The following is a 19,312-nucleotide window of genomic DNA, read 5'->3' as shown; positions in this document are numbered from 1 at the left end:
ATCTAATTCGCGGACTTGTTGGGAACCAGGTAGTGAGGACCGATGAGTCCGACATGAACTTTTCGGGTCGAGCCATTCGTATCGTCATGGAAGTAGATCCGAGGCGCGAGACTTCCGCCGCCCTCGGAAATTTTTAGGTGTGCGAGCATTGTGACCGCTCCGGAAGCGTCCACTTCGGTGTCGACCCCGAAGACTCTAGCCCTGGCAAGCTTGTCACTGTTTTGAACTGACTCGCTTTCGGTCATCGAGAGCTTCTTGCTGGTGGCTGGCCAGCCGAGCACGGGGCCTGAAGCGCACCACTCCCAGAACCCACCCTTGTCCCAGCCTCCGGACCGGTCCTCGGCGTAGGCGGCAAGGGCGCGCAGTCCGCGCCATGCGTTGTTGCCCCAGGCGAATGCCGTCGGAGCGGTGTCGATGTCGTCCAGGTCCCGCGGCGCCGATGCGGGGACGACCAACCACTTCGACAAGTACATCTGGGCAGCAAGAACAGCCTCGGAGGTGTCCTGCACCTCATCGGGGACCGAGTCGTCGGTCTCATGTTGGGTGCCCCAGATCAGGTCGCTCAAGCCCCTGGTGATCAGTTCGTCCTTGAGGCGTGCCAGATGCCCATTCGCCCTCGAGAGTCCTTTCTCCAGCTCACTCCGTTCCTCGAGAGCCAGCTCGAGCTCGAATTCCCACTGCTCGCGTGCGCCTTCCAGCTCGGAAGCGGGGATCGTGCCGTCGAGGTCACCAGCCGGCAGGCCGCTCTGCTTGCCGAACACCCGGAACACTTCGGGCACTCGACGTCGAGCTGAGAGCTGTGCGACCGAGTAGACGATTCGGTCAATCGTCGCCGGAGCAGCTTCCTCCAGGCGCGACCGGACGTAGAACCGGTGACGCCAGCCATCAGCTCCGGCGACGACCGCACTGGGAGAGTAAACGCGGATGCCGCCTCCCCAAACAGCGAGGTCGCCGAGGGCTTTCTTGAACGCTGTGACGGCATCGTTGTCGAGGGTAAAGACCACCGCGATGCCCTCCACACGCGACGCGATCTTGTTCACCGGTCGCAGCCACGACCCGTCGTGGTGCCCACTCGGCTCCGAGCACACAATCACGGGCAAGGTGCGGTTGGGATCCGCGAGGAGGTCGGTGAGGATATCGATGCTTGCCGCTGGGATCGCTTGAGGTTCGGTAAGGAGAACGTTGCCATTGAGGCACGGCTTGCCGGCAGTCTTCAACAGGTCGTGCACGATCCTCGGCCTGCCGACCGAAACGCGCCGCGCGAGGTCATCGGACTGCATTCTGTTCTCGACGAGGAGGTGTATCAGCTTTTCGTCGGCGATCGCGCGGATGTCAGTCGTCCACTCGGTCCCATCCTTAGGCGAATGGTCGCTGACGGTGACTTCAAAGGCATGAGAGCTGATCGGTCGATAAATGCTCTTCCGATGCCGCCCCAGCGACACGTTGAGCGTGCTCTCGCCTTCGACCATCGGAGCAGGTTCTGGTGTCTCTTGCACCCACCCAGCGACACGTTGCCGTATGTCGTCAATGACCTGATCGGTGCCTGACGTCACGCTGTCAGACCAGACGGCACGGTATAGCACGCTCATTTCGACTCCTCGCGAATACATTCATGGGTGCGGCTCTCCGCTAGGGACATTGGCCCGAGCAGGTGACCAGCACGTCCCGGCGAGCACACGACCCCGCCTAAGAACAGCTCACGCTCAGCCGCCCCGTTTTCATGATTTTGACTCTAATGCAGGCGACTGACACAAGAGCCAAGTTCGCTGTTGTGGTGCTAGACAGCGACCTGTGCGCGCAGGATGAACTTCAGGCGATCCTCGGTGCCATCCGCGACCTCGGAAATCACGCACTCAGCGAATGAGCCAACTCAGGCGTTGTCCGCCTCTCTACAAGGGGCGGGCACCGTCCGTTACGTGGTAATCACTTGCTTGGGAAGCCGTCCACAGACGGCGGCATAGGAAGTGTCACGGTTGCGCTCTAGGTGACCTGCCGGCTGTGGTCGGGTGGTCGGTTGGGGTCCCCGCTGTCCATCATGGGTGCGGGGAAAGCCGCGGGGCGAGAGAGCTTTTGCCGTGCCCATGTGGGCACGGGGCCAGGAACTCAGCCACGGTGGTCCTTCTCGCGTTCCTCTCGACTCTGGCGTGCTTCACGCCAGATGACGAGCAGCGAGACCACCAGGAGAAGGCCGGAGAACAATCCGATCTTCGAGCCTCGAGTCACCAGGACGATGGAGACGGTCAGGAGCACCCCTTAGCACGTAGTGAGAACCCAGCGACTGGCCGTCACTGCTCCGGCTCGGTGTCGCCGCCGTTCTATGCGGACGGGGAGTGCGTATCCGAGGTGGACTGGGTGGTCTTCCGCCGGCGCTGCACGCGCTGCACCTTATCCGGTGCCGCCAGCCCAATCCTTTTCAGTTCGTCGGCGGTCCAGCCGCCGTTGTTCACGGCGGCCAGGAACGCGGCGGTGTCGTTCTTCTCGGCCTCTTTGAGGGCTTCGCGGGCTTCGTCGAGGGCGCCGCGTGCGGTGATCGCCCGGCGGATGTAGTCCATCCGGTCGTTGAGCAGCCGCTGCGCGGCTTCTTCTGCCTGCTGGGGGTCAGTGAGCTTCGCCATGCCCCCAGGTTAACGAACGCACACCGCCCGTTCCAGAGGAAGCGTCCGCTGAGCCGGCGCTGGGGCACCCGTGGTGCCTCAGCGGAGCAAAGCTATGTTTTATGTGCCATAAAACGAGTACACCGCTGGCCCGCGGGGCTTTGCGGTGGCACACTGGTCCTGTGGGGCCCACTTCAGTGGGGGCGCTGCGCTGGGCCAGGACGGAAGTAGGTGCTGTGGTGGAGCAGAAAAATTCGCGCCACGTGTGGAAGTCGAGGCGGAAGCGGATCGAGGGCAAGACCCAGTACGTCCGGGTGTCCATGTCGGAGTCAGAGCGTGCTCAGTTGATGGTGCTGGAGCAGCAGACCGGGTTGTCACCGTCGGCGCTGATGGTCGAGGCGGTGTTCGGTTCGGCCGATCCGGTGGCGGTGCAGCTGCGGCGGAACCAGCTGGCCGAGTTGTTGGCGATGCGCCGGCTGATGGCCACGATCTCGAACAACGTGAACCAGATCGCCCGGCACGCCAACAGCACCGGCGAGGTCCTTCCCGAGACAGCCGAGACGATGCGCGAGGCCCGGCGGTTCAGTGAGGAAGTGCTGGCCAAGATCGAAGAGTTGATCCCGTGATCCCGAACATCACCAAGGGCGACAAGCCGGTCGGGCTGATGAAGTACCTGGTGGGTCCGGGCCGGGCCAACGAGCACACCGACCCGCACCTGGTGGGCGGCTCCCCACTCATCATGTCCTGGCACGACGACGCGCAGCTGGGCGAGGAAGCCGCGGTGTCCATCGCCCGCGAGATCGACCTGAACCGTCGCGCCTTCGGGGTGGACGCTAACACCAAGCACATCTGGCACTGCTCACTGTCGATCCCGTACCAGGACCGGGAGGTCACCGACCAGGAATGGTCGGACATCGCCGCCCGGTTCATGGACGAGATGGACTTCACCGACGCGCAAGCCAAGGCCCCGTGCCAGTGGGTCGCGGTGCATCACGGACGGTCGACCAAGGGCAACGACCACATCCACATCATGGCCTCCACGATCCGGGAGGATGGCACGAAGTGGGCCGATGGCAACGACTTCTCCCGGGCGCAAAAGGTCGCCCGGGGCATCGAGAAGGACTTCCACCTCATCCAGCTCGGCAACCACTCCGAACGGTGGCTGCAGCAGGGCGAGATACGGCGGGACAGCACCAGGGAACCGACCCGGTTCACGCTGGAGCGCACCGTCCGCGCGTGCGCGGTGGCCGCCGAATCAGAAGCCCAGTACGTCCGTTTGATGCGCCGGGCCAACCTGCTCGTGCACCCCCGCTTCGCCGCCGGCACCGACTCGGTGGTCACCGGGTACTCGGTGGCGGAGCGCCCGCCGAAGGGAATGCGGCCGCTGTGGTTCGGTGGCGGCAAACTCGCCCAGGACCTCACGCTCCCGTCCTTGCGGACCCGCTGGCCGGACACCCCGGTCTCGGCACAGGAGGCGTCGGAGGAGTGGATGGCGGCCAAGCGGCACCGCCGCATCGTCCACCCCGACGCCCCCGGTGCGGTGCTGGACGAGGAGACCGCCCGGCGGTTGGCCGCGGAGCTGAAGGAGGTCCGCCGGCGGCTGGTCAAGATCGCCCCGGACGACCACCAGTCGTGGGCGAACGCGGCCCGGGAAGCCTCCGGTGTGTACGCGGCGTGGTCTCATGCGACCGAGGACGGCCAGGGGCCGCTGGGACGGACTGCCCGGGTGCTGGCCCGGTCCGCGCACCGGTCCGGGGTGAAGATCACCGCCCCCCTGGATGCACCGCTGCGCACCAGCGGCACCACCGCCTTCCTGCTGGCGGCCACCCGTGCCCCGTCCCCGGTGGCGCAGGCGCTGATCATGAATCAGATGCTGCGGATGACTCAGGCGTTCCACGAGATGCACCAGGCCAACAAGGACCTGCGCGAGACCCAGCTCATCAACGACGCCTTCGAGCACCACCTGGCCGTTGTCGCCGAGCCCCTGCCGGAGGTTGAGACCTCCGCGCCGGCGCGCTCGGCCTCCCACGCCGGACCCACCCGTGAGCGCGGGGTACTGCGGGAAACCCAGGGCCCCACCGCCACGGTGCGCCCCTACGTTGACCACACCCGCCCAGAGCACGGAATGGAGCTGTAGCGACATGAGCACACAACCCGATGGCGTAAACGACCTCCTCTCCCGGGACCTCCAAGCGGCGATGGCTGTGGCCGGGCGCTGGGGCGAGATGATGGCCCGGCAGCGTGCCGAGCAGGTCCGCCAACGCTTGATGGAGCAGCAGCACCGGCGGCGTGAGCTGGAGGAACGCTTCGAGGCCGAACGCGCCGTGATGCGAACCGAACTGGCGCCGGTGGACCAGGACCGGTTCTGGGAGACCGCCAAGCCGGAAGACATCGCCGGCCACTACGGACTGGCCCGGCAATGGGAGCAGCACGACGAGGTCGCCCAAGCTGCCCGAGAACGGATCGAGTCCCAGGTGAAGGACCGCCACGGGGTGGCCGTGGAGGACTACCTGCACGACCACGTCCCGCAACAGCAGCGCACCGGATCCCCGGAACAAGAGCTGGCTGCCCGTGAAGCGAAAGACGCGCAGCGAGACCACACCGAGGCCGCCCGCCGCGCCGCAGCGGCCGCACAAGGCGATCTGCAGTACGACACCGACGTCCGTCACGCGGCCGCCGAAGCCGAGGAACTCTGGGACTCCGGAGACCGCAGGGCCCGCCTGGCAGAGTCGCTCATGGCAGCCCTCGGCGGCACGGAGAAAGGTCGCGACGGCGTGCAGGCCCGCCTGGCCGCCGAACGGGATCAGGGCACGCCTCCGGTTGACGCGGTGCGCCCCACGAAACCTGGCCCCAGGGCAAGGAAAAACACCGGGCGCGGACGTGGGCGCGAGAAGGGGCTGGAGCTGGACTGAACGCAACGAGGATAGGGATCGCATCCATGGCGGGGTGCCGACGGCACTGTCCCACTCGGCGCTGATTGCGTTCCCCCAATGCCTCCGCGCCGTCCTTCACCGTCATTCAGCTGCGAGCTTGCAGGTCTATGGCGGCGGGCGGCTGCTGCTCCACCGGGTAGGGATCGCGGTGCCCTCCAACGTGGTGCTGTGTGTCGACGGCGGCTACGCCGGCAAGCTGCTGACTTCCACCAAGGACTAACCGTCTATCACCGTGCAGATCGTCAAGAGGACCGACAGTCGATCCGTTATCGAGGTCCTTCCCCGCCGCAGGGTCATCAAGCGCACCCTGTCCTGCCTGGGGACCCGCTGACGGGCCACGGCACCAGGACGACGACCATGGAAACCAGGCAGCGCCAAATGATGACCTTTCTTATATCCGCTTGGCAAACCATATCCCTATGCATGTATGCGGAGTCCGAGCGTAATTATCGATCCTGGATGCCGACGATCCTTGCAGGATTCCCCAGAGGCACGGACAATCCTTGGACAGATTGAATCCGCGTCGAGCTGACAAGGTGTCAAAATGGCTGACAAGGGAAGAATGAAGGCGGAGCGAACAAAGGCCGATAAATGGGTGGCCTATCGAACTGTCGTCGAAAAAGATGGGTATCTGGCGGTTTTTATGCCAGATCAAAAAGTAGACGTCGGAATGTTTGTAACTTGCGGTCGACACGGGTACTACTTGCCGGAGAGTGAAAGAGAGCATTTAGTGCTCAAATCTGAGGAGTTGGTTAATCCTTCTCAGGAAACGGTGATCCAGGTAGGGGACGATCGGGGGTGGTCGTGGAAAAAAAGGGTGTCCGTAAAGGCAGATGTGCCGACCATCTTATCAGGATCATTGGATTTGTCCGGGGCGCGGGGTAGGCGGGGGGCGGCGTTCCTTCGAGTGCCACGAGCAAGGCGCATCGATGCTCGAAACAAATGGGATGTCCTGTTGCGGGCGCAAAAGCAATTGGCGGATGGCGGGATGTCTGTCAACGACTGCGTGGTCACCTCGGTGACGGAGGCGAAGGAGCCCGGTCTTGCCTGCGTTACGGTGTCCCGAGAGGCCAGAATAGATTTAGGGTTCGACTTAACGGCTGAAGACGCACTAAAAATCGCTGCCATTGCCGCGGGGCTGCCGCCTGTATCCGATATTGGCGCCGGAGTGGCGACCGCCTCGTCAAGCGATGGATACGAAATAGTAAACGTTCAGGAGGGGTTTACCCCGTACATCGCGGAAGCGTGGCAATTAAAGGATAGCCTGGTAAGGCGACTCCTCAACCCGGATGATAAATGCGTTTTCTATCATGTCAACGATCATAAAAAACGTCCGCGAAAGCTAAGCAGCGACGACGTTGAACGTCTTAAAGCATTAAGGGATAGGAGTCTTTCGCTGGAAGATCAGGATAAAGTGTCGAGAGCACTTTTGACTATGGACGAGGCCACCTACAAAGAAAAGGTCAATTCGCGACTGATTTATCGCCCCGAAGCCTCCGAGGTAACACCAGATGAATTACTGAGGATGGATCCGGAAGATATATTCGAACAACTTGATTCCACAAAATCGCCCCGTCTCATTGTCCCGGTGGATGCTCTGCCTGTAGCTCCGCCTTTGCGCCGACTATTGATCGGGGCGGCTGGTGTACTTGTTGCTGCTCAGGCCACAAGAAAAGCTATTAAGAATTCTGAGGGTGAGGTCAAATAAGTGAAGTGAGCAGATCTCTGGCCGTGGCGGGGAGTTTAGGATTGTGTGTAAGTCGTTGCCCGTTGATATTGATGGTGGCCGATTGGTCGGTGCGCATGGCCCGGACAATTTTCTAGATCGAGGTTCCGGTGGCGGACGGCCGTAGGCAGAGTGGGACGAGTTCTCGCATCTACTTCTACTCGTCTTACGTAACCGGTAAGCACGGATGTTGAGGAGGCGGGAGTTGACTACGTCGTCGGAGCCACTGACGCCATCCACCCCTCCAACATGGCCTCGATCACCCGCACATCGGCGCGGAAGAGCCCCACGTCGGCGTCGGTCAGCACGGCGAAGACCTGGCCCGGTACAGCGTCCATCCGAATCTCACGTCACCGTGGAATCGTGCATCTGATGCAGAAGGTTTGCGCTGACCAGCGCCGCGGCAATCCCCGCTGAGCGATCCGACGTCCGGCACAGTCCAGCGAACCACGCTGCGCCGCGGAACCGCAGCGAAATCGGTCCGACGGGAGTTCCAACAGATGCGAGAACTCCCGTGGGTTAATGTCCCATAAGAACGATTACGTAAAGTAGTGGACGTCATGTTGGCGGAATGCGCGAATCCGCCAACATGGACGACTCCCCCGTCACCGACGCCCCGCGCCAGGGGTCCAACGGGTAGGGCCTGCTCCGTCCACGGTCTCAGTTCTGGGGAAACTCCCTCGCGGCAGCATCCCGGCTCTTCCGAGTGGTCTTGTGGTTCACCAAGCCGCCGAGAACGGCTGCGGCCACCAGCACCGTCCACCCGAGGGTGAACTCCACGGAGCCTGCCCCGTTGGTCGTCCCGCCGACGGCGGACACCAGTCCCGGCACGCCCAGTGTGGCGCCGGTGCCCAGTGCCACCAGGATCAGCACCAGACCGAGCAGTACCGCGGCGGCCGCACCGCACACCGCGCCGTGGAGTACCGCTGTCATGGCTTTGGGCATCGAGTGCATCGGGGCCTCCGGCCAATAGGGGTATCTCATCAACGGTATGTCGGGTCAGCCTTCCCAGGCAGCGAAGAAGAAGAAGCTCGAGCGCTGCTCGTACTGGATGAACTCCTGCTGGGGCGCGAGACTAGCGAGGACGTTCTGCTTGGCAGCCGCGAACTCGTGGTCGCTGAGCACCCCGGTGGCGTGCAACCTCCCCAGGTGCTCCAGCTGGGCGATCTGTTCTCCGCCCAAGGTCACCGCGGAGCTCTCCGAGTCGCCAACCACTGCCGCCTCCGGCTCCATCCACGGGGTGGTCTCGCGCAACCGCATGAACGCGGCCGCCAGCTCCTCAGCGCGGGAGCAGTTCACCACGGTGAGGGTCGATCCCAGTGCAGCATGATCGAGCCGGAAGGTCATGCCTCCCTGCCCGCGGCTGGCGATCAGCGACCGGATGTGCTCCAGCGGGACCTGCTTAAACAGCGGCGGGTCACGGCGTTCGTCGGCCAGGAACACGAGCCGGCGGTCGGTCAGTACCACCAGCGCCGGGCGCTTGAGCAGAGTCCCCCATCCGAGTTCAGCGACAGTCTCAGCCGGATCCAGGAGGTGCCTCAGCTGAGGAATCTGGTCGTGGTGGAGGAAACGGGCGTCGCTGCCCATCCGCGTGATTGCCGCAGACAAGCCACTGTCCAGCAACCGGGCACCAGCTCCGAGAGCAGAGGCCAGTTCGCCGAAGACCTCGTGGTGCCGGTCGTCGTTCATCACCACCGACACCTCGGCTACCGCGCCGGTGGTGTCCGGGGGCCAGGTTGCCGAGATCCGGGCGGAGGGGCGGGTCATCCGCCACCCCGAGCTGATTTTCGCCTCGATCCGGGACCCGTCCTCGTGCACCCCGGCGCCCATCGCCTCCAACGCGCTGCGGAGCCGCGTCCGGCCATCGCGGTTGGCGAACTCCACGAGAACGCTCTGCGTTCTGGCCATCGACGTCCTTCCACTCTCGTTCGTTCACGCCCATTGTGCTTCTCCGACCGGCCCGCGTCCCGACGCGCCACGGCCTTCCCCTCCCCTGAGCCCCCAGCTTCGAGCCCGTCCACACCTCTGTGTGCGGAGACCGCGCGCGTCCCGCTATGCGGGGCGTTTTCCTCCTAGATTCGTGGCAGGACGCATCACTGACCTGAGGGAATGATCGAGATGGCAGCAACTGAGGAGCCGGGGGCTCCGGCCGTCCACTACGGCCGCACCCAAGAGCAGTGGGACGCTATGGCCGAGGCGGTCGAGGAATTCTTGATCGAAGTCGCCCGAAGTGAGAAGCAGACCGACTACACCGCGGTCAACGGGAGGATCGCCGAGGAGGGACTCCCGGCGTTCAACTTCTACAAGGACGCTGAGCGGGCTGCCCTCGGCGCGCTACTCGATACCGTCTCGGTGCGGAGCCATCAGAGAAACGGCATCCTGCTCACGGTGCTCGTCATCCATCACGACACCCCGAACGACATCGGCGGGGGGTTCTGGAAGATGGCGGCCCGCCTCGGCAAGGTCCCGCCGAAGCTCTCCGCCGCCGGCAGGCTCGATGCTTTGGTGGTTCTGACCAAAGAAGTGTTCGGCCGCTACGCCGGCTGAGCTGGCAGCTGAGGCGGTATCCCGTGGGATCGGCCGGGACCGCCCCCGTCAGGACATCCAGTGCTAGCTCCCCGGGTGTACCAGTCGAACCGAAAGCTGATCCCGGTGCTCGAGCGGGTGGATCCCATGGCCTCCTGGCACGACGGGCCAGCACGTGGCCCCGGGCGATGAGACTGGCCAGTGGCCAGCCACCGCTGGGTCGTCGACTTGGGCACTGCCGGCGAGGCAACGGCGTGGTTGGCGAGCCTCAGCCATCGAGGTCAGAGCGCACCGTTGCGAAAAGCGCTGCGACCTCAGCGTCCATCCAGTACACGGACGGAGCACCGTCCTCGCCGTGCTTCCAGTGCTGGGGCAGGCCACGGTTCAACTTCAAGCAGTACCGACCCGGCCAGGCGAGCACACCGGCGACGCCGTTCGCACCGTTGGGGATGCTCAGCTTCTCCGCGATCTGATTCCCGGTGAACTCGGTTCCCGGCGCGTCGATCAGCAGGTTGTAGAAGCCTTTGGCACGGCTGGTCATCTTGGACCAGAGCTTCTCAGCATCCTCCCGGTCCTCGTCCGAGCCAGTCCAGCTCCGGCGCTTGCCCAGGTCTCCCGAAGTGTCGAAAAGCATTTCATAACCTCCATCAGAGGGGCTCAGAGACCCTCCTAGCCACTGTCCAAAGAACTGATAGAACTCCGCAACCCGGTCGTCCGGGACCGGAACAGTGATGTCGGGCATGGCGTTTCTCCTTTAGCGACCGGAGGACCACTGCCTCCATGGCGTAAGTGTGACACCTGCCAGAGACCGGAGTCAACCCTCTGTACTTATTCCTTACTTCCCTAAAGGGGCAAGGGTGTTCGCAGACGAGGGTGTAGTCGGTGCTTTGGTGACTTGTGGGGTTGCCGGAGCAGGTGGGACGGGCGTTCCGCGTTCAGCGCTGGGCTCGCACCCTGTCCCATGGCGGGGTCTGCACTCCGGCCTTGGACGTGAGATGCCAGGACCGGCACGATGTGCAGAAATATGCGCCCTTGGGGCCAACGAGGCCGCGATTTGCGTAGCTACGGGCTATCGCTCGCATGGCGCTCACGGCGGTCCGACGGCTGGCGTAAGGGATCTTCGAGCATTCCGACATGTCGATCTTCCTCGACTTGTCGCACTCGGCGGGCTCATATCCTGCCCGGTGCGCGGTTTACGCCTCATAGCGGTCGGCCACGAAGGAACCTTAAGGTTCCGCTTGCTAACCACCATAGCCAAACAAGCGAGTGCATGCCGCTGGCCATGGATCGCTACAAGATTCCATCCCTCAGGCGGTGTCCTGGGGACTAGCTAGTGGGCCGAAGACCTTTGACGCCCGGTGCCGGTGTGCTCCCTGGGGGAACGGGTACCGTCGCTGCTCCGTTTAGTCACTCGAAAAGTCCGGGTGGTGGGGGATCCAGCGGAAGCGGTATGCCCTTGGGGTTGTGTGCCCTCGGTGTGCAGCCGTGGAAGGGCCCCTTCTCGTCGAAAAGCACCCGCATGGTGGGGTCTGCGTAGTCGCGCCACCACACGGCCAGTCCGGTGGTGGGATCGATGCGCAGGTTTTCCCAGGCCCGCCAAAGGCCGGTGAGGCGGCTGACGGCTTCTTCGTGGCGCCACCACTGGGCGCACCAGGTGAAGGTGGTGGCGCGGCCGGCGAGGTCGATGTCGCGCCGGTACTGGTAGGCCAGGTGTTCGATGAGGAACTCGGCCACGTTCGCGTAGACGAGCTCCCCCTCCCCCTGCTCGGGTTCCTCGAGGGGGTCGTCGTCGATGTCGTCGTGGCTGTTGGTTCGGCGAGCCCCGATGTCCATGGGCTACTCCTTCACCAGGGCCGCCCACCGGTTCCCCGTGGGCTCGACCGGGCTCGGCTCAGCAGCCTGAAGCTCTGGCACGGTGGGGGTGTTGGTGGGTGTGTTGTGTGCGGCTTCGGAGGCGGCGGCCGCGTCGGCGTAGGGGCGGGCGCTGACCGGGACGGTGCGCAGCAGCACGGCCCGTGCCCCGGAGCCGAGCATCACGGCCCTGCCCTTGGGCAGGGAGGCGAGGTCGGCCACGGAGAGGATGTCGTCGGTGGCGTCCTGGCGGGAGGTGGACCCGCTGTCCTTCTGCCTCGAGGAGGAGACGGAGGTGTAGGTGTACTTGCCGATCAGCTCGGAGAGCATCTTAAGGAACCCCTCCTCCTTGACGTTGCCGCCGTAGGTGACGACGTTGGCGGTGGAAAACAGCTTGCGCATCCCGGATTCCCCCCACACGTCCACACCTTGGGACCAGGACTGCAAGAACGTGGAGACCACGATGCCGCGGGAGCCGTAGTGGCTGTAGAGGTCGGGCAGGTTCGCCCAGCGGCACACGTTGGCGGCCTCATCGAGAACGCAGAGCATGGGGGTGGCCAGCCGGCCGGCGGCCTGGGTGACGGCGTGCTCCTCGGCGGCGGTCACGGTGGCCACGGTCAGGGCGGTCACCAGGGGCCCGGCGGTGCCGGCGCCTTCCTTGGACAGGGCGTAGAGGGTGTGCTTGCCGGCCACGAACGCCTTCGGGTCGAACTGCGGGCGGTCGTCGTCGGGACGCAAAGGGTTGACCCAGGCGGCGATCTTCTCGTTCTTCAGACACGCCGCCATCTGCAGGGCGGTGGAGTAGACGCTGCCCCGGTACTTCTCGGGCTGACGGATGGTGCTGGCCACCGAGTCGGCTTCCTTGGTCCACCCGTGGGCGTCGAGGAGTTTGGCGGGGGTGTCATCGGTGGAACGGGTCAGCCAGTAGTGGACCCGCTCGATCGGCTCCTCACCCACGGCGGCGGCGAGCAGGAGTCCGGCCAGCAGGTCCTTGCCGGCCGAATCGAAGTGCGCATCACCCATCTTGGCCCCGGCGGGTCGGGAGCCGGTGGAGAAGTTGGTGGCCATCTCCGCGGCGCGTTCACTGTCGGTGACGTAGGTCAGCGGGTTCCACCACCAGGTCGGTTTCTCCCCGGCGACTCCTTGGGGGTCGAAGACCCACACGTCACCGTTGGCGGCGCGGAGGTCGCGGGTCAGGTCGGAGAGGTCGCGTTTGTTGGAGGTGGCGATCACCGGGCCTGGGGCCTCGATGATGGACGGGGCGGCCTGGGAGGTGGTCTTGCCGGTGCGGGTGCCCCAGATGTGCACCAGCGTGTCTTCCCAGGAGGCGTAGAGGGTGTGACCGCCGCGGACCATCTTCCCGAGCATCACCCCGGGGGTGTCGACGCCGAAGCGAGCCGCTTTGGCGCGCGCCTGCTTCTCGGTGAAGGGGGCGACATCGCGGACCGATGCCATGCGCGGTGCGGCGCGGTCGTGCTTGACGACCTTCTGGGCCTTCTGATGGCGCTTCCAGCCCCACAGCACGAACAACGCCGTCAGGAACAGCCCGACGGTGGCGAGCAAGACGAGCTCCGTGCTGCGCCACGAGAGATCGCCGGTGAAGGTCCCCAGGGACCGCTCCCAGTAACCGCCCGGCAGGGGAGCAGCACGCGGGGTCAGCGCGTGGCCGGCGCTAACGACCACGTAGAGGATGGCCGGGACACCGACCAGGGCAAAGAGCAGGGCCAGCAGTAGGGCGACCTCCCCGCCGCCGGTCTTGTACTTGCGGTCCAGGGAGCTCATCGTTCGCCCCTCTCCTGGGCGGCGCGGGACTTGGCTTCGTGCCACTTCTTCTCCGTGTCGTGGACCTGGGACCGGCGCTCGGTGGGGGTGAACTCCATCGAGAACGGGATGCCGGCCCTCGAGCCGACCTTGATGAAGAACTTCCCCTGGCCCGGGGGCGGGGTGGTGGTGCGGTCGTCGAAGTACCAGGCGGCGTTCTCGTCATCGGCCAGCCACTGAGTGAGCTCGTCGTCGGTGAACGCCTGGTCGGTGGGGGCGTAGACGTCGTCGTTGGTGTACTCCAAGGCTTCGTCGCCGCGGCGGTTCCAGGCCGGTGGGTCCTGCCAGATCGCCAGCTGCTCCTGCTCACGCATCGACAGCGGCACCGACTCGGTGAGCAGCGGCATCTCGGACTTGGCCAGCCCGCCGAGGATCTTGATGCCGCAGCGGTCCATGATGCCCTTGGCCTTCGCCCGGTCCTCCTCACCCCGGACTGCCATCAGGTCGGAGGGGGTGTGGGAGGCCATGATCTGCCCCACCCCCCACTCCCGGTTCAAGCGGGTCAGGGCATTGACCTGGTCCACGATGCCGGGCCCGGCCGCCAGGGTGTTCCACAGCTCATCGAGGATCACCAGGAACCGCTGACGCTCGATCACCCCGTCATCAGCGAGCATGTTCGACGTGGTGACAGTCCCGAAGCCGGCCGACCAGCACGCCATCAAGGTCGCCGCCCGCAGGTCCGACTCGGTCTGGGAAATGCGGGAGAGGTCGAAGACCATCGGCCGGGAGGCATCGATCCGGTTGGTGGAGGGGTGGGCGAACATCTGCCCGAAAGCCCCGGAACCGCACAAGGAGTTCAGCGAGGACTCCAACCCCTCGGTGATGTCCTCGTACCGGGCGTCGTCGCCGCGATCCAGGGCGACCTCACGCACCTCGACCGGCTTGTCCTTCAGGACCTGGCGCAGATCCGACATCACCGGCACCGTGCCCGCCTCGGCGTGGCGGGTCTCGAGGACGGTGAGGCACCGGTCCAGGATCGACTCCTCCCGCTCATCCAGCGGCTTCTTGCGCAGGATCGCGATCAACGAGGCGATCAGCGACCGGCGCCTCGAGTGCAGCTCATCCAACAACTCTTCTGCCCTGGCCGGGGACAGCAGCTTCGCGGCCGCCACGGCCCCGCAGTCATCCAGCGGGTTGATGTGTCCGACCCCGCGGCCCAGGGGCAGGACCGCCCCGCCGAGGTGCTCGATCATGGCCACGTGCTCACCCTTGATGTCGCCGAGAATTAGCGGCCACACCCCGAAGGCGGCCAACCCGATGGCCATCCGGCGCAGCAGGGAGGACTTGCCCAGCCCCGGGTTGGCCATCACGAAGGCTGAGGGGTTGGCGATCACCCGCAGCTTCAAAAACCAGGAGATCGGGTCACAGCACACCGGCTCCCCCGACAGCAGGTTGCGCCCCAAAGGGACGCCTTCCAGCGGAGAGCCGCCGCCCATGGGGAAGGGGAAGAGCCCGCAGACCTGGTAGTTGGTGCCGCGCATCTCCCGGATCGGGTGCAGCAGCTGCGCCTCGCCCAGTCCCCGGCCCTTGTGGCCCCGCGGACCCGGGCGACGGGTGGAGGAGGCCGTGACGGAGGTGCTGCCGGTGCGCTTGGGCTTGGCGAACACCTTGCCCAGCTTCGTCCGGGCGAAGGCCCGGTCCAGGACGGTGGTCGAGGCCGCGCCCCGGGAGGCCGGGAGGATGATCTGCTTACGGGCCTTGGTGCTCATCAGAGGGCGTTCCTCACAGTCGACGGCAGGGCCAGGTGGTCCGGGATCACCACACCCAGTGGGAGGCCGGCGGTGAAGGTGGAGTCCTGGGCGCCGTAGGCCTCCTCCAGGCGGATCCTTGCCGAGGTGCCGAGGTTTTCGATGATGGCTTCGGCCTCGTCGATCTCGCCCTTGGAGCGGACGGTGGCGGTGACGACGAGTCCGAAGTTCAGCAGCCCGGCCCCGTCGGCCTCTTCGGCGGCGGTGGCCTGGGCGGCGCGGGTTTCGCGGGTGTCCCGGGCGGTGGCGCGGTTGCGGGAGGAGGCGTTGAAGGTGGCGGTGTTGATGTCGTTCTCCACCATCTGCGCCGCCCTCGCCGGGTCGATGGGCCGGTAGAGCAGCGTGACGCGCTTGCGCACCAGTTCCGGATTCGGGGCGATCAGGGCTTGGAGCACGTTGGCCTGGACGGTCGAGCGCGGGGGAACGGACATCGCCCAGGACTTCGACCAGGAGTTGTTGTGGTGGTAGCAGTCCCAGAAGGTATCGGCGGCCTGCGGGCCGACCTCACTCCAGTCCAGCTCCGGGGCCACCCCCTGGGCGTGGGCCCGGTCGAAGAGCACCGCCTCGGCCGGGTCGTAGGCCACCCGGATGACCTCGCACAGCTGCTGGGTCGTGAGCGGGGCGGCCACCCCGGCCCCGGTGTCGTTGAGCGACAGGGTGAGGTTGGGCAGCCGGGCGGCCAGATCATCGGCGACCTCCTGAGCGTTGCGGATGCGCCCGCCGGCCCGCACGGAGGCTTTGAAGGTGACCGCGATGTAGGCCCTGGTGACGGTGGCGCCGGTGGGCAGCATCTGCACGGTCTCGTTGATGACGTCGCGGGCGAAGGCCGGGGCGTTCTTGGCCATGCGGGCTTCGATCTTGCGGGCCAGTCGGTACCCGGAGTCCGGGGCGGTCTCGATCGTCACCGACGCGGCGGTCAGGCCGGGTTCGTCGGTGAGCATGCCCAGCCAGTGCGCCCAGCGGTCCACCCACCGGTTGATGTGCTCTTGGTCGACCATGCCCCCGCCGTCGGGTTCGGAGGAGAACACCACGGTGTAGTGGTGTTTCTGCGGGACCTCGAGCAGGGCGAAGGGGCGGCCGTAGCCGTCGATGTGCTCGGTGATCGTGGAGCGGGCCGAGATCCCGGGCAGCTTCGTGGTGCCCTCCGGTACCCGGGACACTGGCCCGGCCCGGTAGGCGTTGGCCCCGGAGTAGACGGTGTTGGCCCACCCGGCCCGGCGCACGATGCGCTCGATGAGGGTGCGTCCGTGCTTGTTCTTGCTCATCGACAGGGCGATCAGGACCAGGATCACCGCTTCGAAGGCCAGGGCCACCAGCCACAGGTTGAGCATCATCAGCAGGATCCCGCCGACCACCCCACCGATCAGCAGCACGGTGCCGGCGGTCGACAGCCCGGCCATGCCCTTGGAGGTGGGGGTGCGGAAGTTGCCGTACACCCGCGGGCGGTTCTCGGTTTTAGCTTCGGTCTGCGCCATCAGGGCGGGCCTCGTTTCCGGTCTCGTTGGAGATCTGCGCCTTGAACGCACGTACCTGCTGTTGTGCGGCCTTCCCGGTCTGTCCCGTGCCGGCGGGGCCGGTCGGCCGCACACCGGTACGTGATCCCGTGGGACCGGTGCCGGCACCACTGCTCGGGATGGGTCGGGCCCCGGTGCCGCTGCCCGGGGTGGGCCGTGCCCCTGCGCTGCTGCCCGGAGACGGGTCGGCGCCTGTGCGGGAGGTGGTCGCTCCACTGCCGCTTGAAGCAGTCGCAGGTTGGGCACCTGCCCCGGCTGATCTGCCACTCGAGGAGGTTTCGGAGGGGCTGCCTCCGGCGCTGGACTGAGTGGCCTCGGTGAATGCTTCGCCGGTCTTCTGCGCGGCGTTGGCCGCCGCCATGCCCAGGGCCACCGGAGCTGCGGCCGCGCCGGCGGCCGCTGTACTTGCCGTGCCAGCGGTGCTCGCTGTGCTGGCTCCGGTGGTGCCAGCTGTGCCGGTGGTGCCACTGGGACTAGAGGCCGGTCCAGGGGGCGGGGAGCTCGGTCCGCCCTTGGAAGAGGCGGAGGACTGGGACGGTGGGGTGGAGGAGGAGTCGGAGCCGAAGCCACGCCCCGACCGAGCCAGGTGGGAGGCTCCCTGCGGGATCGCGGCGCCCATCGCGGCGATCCCCAGCGCCCCACCGCTACTACCGCCGGAGGAGGACATGGAGCCCAGGACGGGGCTGAGGAAGCCGATGAGCACGGGCAGGGCGAACACGGAGGCGACGATCATCATCAGCCCGGCGGCGAACTGGATCAGCCCGCTGCCGGAGTCCTCCCACACCCCGGTGGTGGACATCTTGATCGCCAACCCGTAGATCAGGGCCGCGGCCGGTTTGTAGAAGGCGAAGGCCAGGGTCCAGGCGATGACCTTCTGGAAGAAGTTCTTGCCCGTCTCGGTGTTCAGGAAGGCGGCGGAGAGCGGCAGGATCCCGGCCATCAGGAACAGCATCCCGGTGCGCAGCACCATCAGCATCAACTGGATGATGTTCACGATGATCGCCACGACCCCGCCGACGATGATCAGGATGACGTTGCCGCCCAACCACACCGGATCCGCCGCACCGGCGCTGGTGGCGTTGTCCAGGGCCAACAGCTTGAGCACATCGGTCTGGAAGTCCTCGCCGATGGCGGAGTCGATGATCTGTACGGCCAGGGCGTCGGTGCCGGCCACCAGGACGTTGAGGATCGTCACCCCCGAGGCGGTCACCACGGCCAGGGTGAGGAGATTCTTGAGCAGGTCCCGGGCCGGTTCAGCGCGCTGAGTCCAGGCCATCTGGGCCCCGGCGATCATCACGCTCAGCGCGGCCACGGCCAGGGTGAGGTAGAAGGTCTGGTCCTGGATGAAACCCACCGACCCGGACAGGCTTCCCGCCCGGGCCGGGACGAGGAAACCGATCAGGCTGGTGGCCCCACCGATCAGCGCCGCCCCGGAGGCCAGCACGGTGGCCGTGTTCACCAGGCCGGACCCGTCGCCGCGGCGGGCGTTGGTGGCCAACACGATGCCCAGGAACAGCACCCCGAACACGCACACCCCCAGCCCGATCCAGCTCGCGTAGCTCAGCAACAGGTCGATGTAGGCGTTGAACTCCCCACGCGCCGGAGCCTGGGAGGCGGGTGCACTGTTGCTGGTGAGGTTGGCGCTGCCGATCCGAGTCCACATCGACCCCAGGGAGGCGATCGTGTCGACCACGGCAGCGGTTACACCGTCGGCGATCTGATCCAGCGCATCACCGGCCGCTCCGGTGAGTGCGTCGCTGACTCCTTCCTTGACCTTGCAGAAGCCATCGAGTGCGAAGCACTTCTCTTCCTCAGCCATCGTGGGGTCCCCACTCGATGTACCTGTTCAGGTCTGACACCTGGCCGGAGACGGGGCCTGTGTCGCCGTTGTCCTGCAGGGCGAAGCGCCAATCGCCGTCTTGCCACATGAGGTCTGCGCTACTGGTGATGTATGTCTTCTCGGTCCCGTCGTCTCCTGCCAGTACGACCTCAACCGTGGCTCGCTCGCCCGTGTACGAAAGCAGTCGGAAGCCGGCAACCTCGACCGGGACCGTGGAAGCATCCCCTGCGGAGACCCGCTGCTGGACTTGTCCCACGGCGATGTCCTTACCGGGGCCCTCAACGGCAAGCTCCTTGAGGGTGTCCAGCAGAAGCTGGGGATCGTTGCTCGAGGCCAGCATGTTCGCCGTCGTCAGCAACGCCCCTTCAGGAGTGTGGGAGTAGCAGGAGCGCACACCCGTCGACTCGTCCACGGTGCCCGGTCCGTGCTCCTCAGAGGACGGTGCGTAGATCGCCCCGAGAGCGGTCCACTCGACGTCCTCCGGCGCTTTCGTGAGAGTGGTGCCGCTGGTGGCGTCCAAACCACACTCCGACTCTCCGCCCGTCACCGGTTCGGCGGTGGTGGCTGGCGCCGGAGCGGCTTGGGTGGGCTCTTCTCCGTCGGGCCACAGCCACAGGACCACGCCCAGCACGATCAGCATCGCGACGAGAACGGCTGAGATGAGGAAGCGGGGGGTCTTCCACCATGTGCTGTTGTCGTCGGTCTCGATGTGGTCTGTCACGTGTTGCTCCTCGTGTGTGGGGGGCTGCGTCTGGTGGT

At 65.8% G+C, this 19,312-nt stretch carries 18 protein-coding genes; 6 read left to right on the top strand and 12 right to left on the bottom strand.

Annotated elements, in window-relative coordinates; genetic code table 11:
- Positions 1-2: 2 nt before the first annotated feature.
- Both AC6CH6_RS03955 and AC6CH6_RS03950 read right to left on the bottom strand, forming a co-directional pair.
- Positions 3-1,589 (bottom strand): hypothetical protein, encoded by a 1,587-nt coding sequence (locus tag AC6CH6_RS03955; protein ID WP_498254090.1) that lies wholly within the window; start codon positions 1,587-1,589, stop codon positions 3-5.
- A 726-nt stretch (positions 1,590-2,315) separates the two neighbouring features.
- Positions 2,316-2,615 carry a hypothetical protein gene (locus AC6CH6_RS03950; RefSeq protein ID WP_498254089.1) on the bottom strand — a complete coding sequence of 100 codons (300 nt, stop codon included), beginning with the start codon at positions 2,613-2,615 and terminating at the stop codon, positions 2,316-2,318.
- A 215-nt stretch (positions 2,616-2,830) separates the two neighbouring features.
- Between AC6CH6_RS03950 and AC6CH6_RS03945 the strand changes: the two genes are divergently transcribed.
- The 5 genes from AC6CH6_RS03945 (at position 2,831) to AC6CH6_RS03925 (ending at position 7,235) form a co-directional block, all read left to right on the top strand.
- Positions 2,831-3,220 (top strand): MobC family plasmid mobilization relaxosome protein, encoded by a 390-nt coding sequence (locus AC6CH6_RS03945; RefSeq protein ID WP_498254088.1) that lies wholly within the window; start codon positions 2,831-2,833, stop codon positions 3,218-3,220.
- Positions 3,217-4,731 (top strand): relaxase/mobilization nuclease domain-containing protein, encoded by a 1,515-nt coding sequence (locus AC6CH6_RS03940; RefSeq protein WP_498254087.1) that lies wholly within the window; start codon positions 3,217-3,219, stop codon positions 4,729-4,731. Before AC6CH6_RS03945 ends, AC6CH6_RS03940 begins: the two co-directional genes overlap by 4 nt.
- A 4-nt stretch (positions 4,732-4,735) precedes the next feature.
- Positions 4,736-5,506, top strand: a complete 771-nt coding sequence (locus AC6CH6_RS03935) for a hypothetical protein (protein WP_498254086.1) — start codon at positions 4,736-4,738, stop codon at positions 5,504-5,506.
- 118 nt (positions 5,507-5,624) lie between these two features.
- Positions 5,625-5,747 (top strand): hypothetical protein, encoded by a 123-nt coding sequence (locus AC6CH6_RS03930; RefSeq protein WP_498254085.1) that lies wholly within the window; start codon positions 5,625-5,627, stop codon positions 5,745-5,747.
- 324 nt (positions 5,748-6,071) lie between these two features.
- Positions 6,072-7,235, top strand: coding sequence for a hypothetical protein (locus AC6CH6_RS03925; protein ID WP_498254084.1), 1,164 nt, complete (start codon positions 6,072-6,074; stop codon positions 7,233-7,235).
- Positions 7,236-7,462: 227 nt separating this feature from the next.
- Here AC6CH6_RS03925 and AC6CH6_RS03920 read toward each other — a convergent pair whose 3' ends face one another.
- From AC6CH6_RS03920 to AC6CH6_RS03910, 3 genes are all read right to left on the bottom strand, one after another.
- On the bottom strand, positions 7,463-7,591 hold the full coding sequence (locus AC6CH6_RS03920) for a hypothetical protein (RefSeq protein WP_498254083.1): 129 nt from the start codon (positions 7,589-7,591) through the stop codon (positions 7,463-7,465).
- A gap of 322 nt (positions 7,592-7,913) precedes the next feature.
- On the bottom strand, positions 7,914-8,207 hold the full coding sequence (locus tag AC6CH6_RS03915) for a hypothetical protein (RefSeq protein ID WP_498254082.1): 294 nt from the start codon (positions 8,205-8,207) through the stop codon (positions 7,914-7,916).
- A gap of 45 nt (positions 8,208-8,252) precedes the next feature.
- On the bottom strand, positions 8,253-9,161 hold the full coding sequence (locus AC6CH6_RS03910) for a hypothetical protein (RefSeq protein WP_498254081.1): 909 nt from the start codon (positions 9,159-9,161) through the stop codon (positions 8,253-8,255).
- 210 nt (positions 9,162-9,371) lie between these two features.
- Here AC6CH6_RS03910 and AC6CH6_RS03905 point away from each other — a divergent pair, with 210 nt between their 5' ends.
- Positions 9,372-9,800 carry a hypothetical protein gene (locus tag AC6CH6_RS03905; RefSeq protein WP_498254080.1) on the top strand — a complete coding sequence of 143 codons (429 nt, stop codon included), beginning with the start codon at positions 9,372-9,374 and terminating at the stop codon, positions 9,798-9,800.
- Between the two features lie 247 nt (positions 9,801-10,047).
- On the opposite strand, the gene AC6CH6_RS03900 is transcribed toward AC6CH6_RS03905, so the two are convergent.
- From AC6CH6_RS03900 to AC6CH6_RS03870, 7 genes are all read right to left on the bottom strand, one after another.
- Positions 10,048-10,521: a DUF6416 domain-containing protein gene (locus tag AC6CH6_RS03900; protein WP_498254079.1), complete on the bottom strand. Its 474-nt coding sequence runs from the start codon at positions 10,519-10,521 to the stop codon at positions 10,048-10,050.
- Between the two features lie 665 nt (positions 10,522-11,186).
- Complete coding sequence (locus tag AC6CH6_RS03895) at positions 11,187-11,612, bottom strand: DUF4913 domain-containing protein (protein WP_498254078.1); 426 nt, start codon at positions 11,610-11,612, stop codon at positions 11,187-11,189.
- Between the two features lie 3 nt (positions 11,613-11,615).
- Positions 11,616-13,412, bottom strand: a complete 1,797-nt coding sequence (locus tag AC6CH6_RS03890) for a type IV secretory system conjugative DNA transfer family protein (RefSeq protein WP_498254077.1) — start codon at positions 13,410-13,412, stop codon at positions 11,616-11,618.
- A complete protein-coding gene (locus AC6CH6_RS03885) occupies positions 13,409-15,160 on the bottom strand; it encodes a putative type IV secretion/conjugal transfer ATPase (protein WP_498254076.1) in 1,752 nt (583 codons plus the stop codon). The genes AC6CH6_RS03890 and AC6CH6_RS03885 overlap by 4 nt, the downstream gene beginning before the upstream one ends.
- Positions 15,160-16,674: an SCO6880 family protein gene (locus AC6CH6_RS03880; RefSeq protein WP_498254075.1), complete on the bottom strand. Its 1,515-nt coding sequence runs from the start codon at positions 16,672-16,674 to the stop codon at positions 15,160-15,162. Before AC6CH6_RS03880 ends, AC6CH6_RS03885 begins: the two co-directional genes overlap by 1 nt.
- Positions 16,655-18,532, bottom strand: a complete 1,878-nt coding sequence (locus tag AC6CH6_RS03875) for a TrbL/VirB6 family protein (RefSeq protein WP_498254074.1) — start codon at positions 18,530-18,532, stop codon at positions 16,655-16,657. Before AC6CH6_RS03875 ends, AC6CH6_RS03880 begins: the two co-directional genes overlap by 20 nt.
- Complete coding sequence (locus tag AC6CH6_RS03870) at positions 18,525-19,274, bottom strand: DUF8175 domain-containg protein (protein WP_498254073.1); 750 nt, start codon at positions 19,272-19,274, stop codon at positions 18,525-18,527. The genes AC6CH6_RS03875 and AC6CH6_RS03870 overlap by 8 nt, the downstream gene beginning before the upstream one ends.
- Positions 19,275-19,312: the final 38 nt, after the last annotated feature.

The sequence above is a fragment of the Kocuria sp. GQ42 genome, from assembly GCF_059758435.1.
Note: the sequence above shows the minus strand (reverse complement) of the source record. Positions and strands in the feature narration are given on the sequence as shown.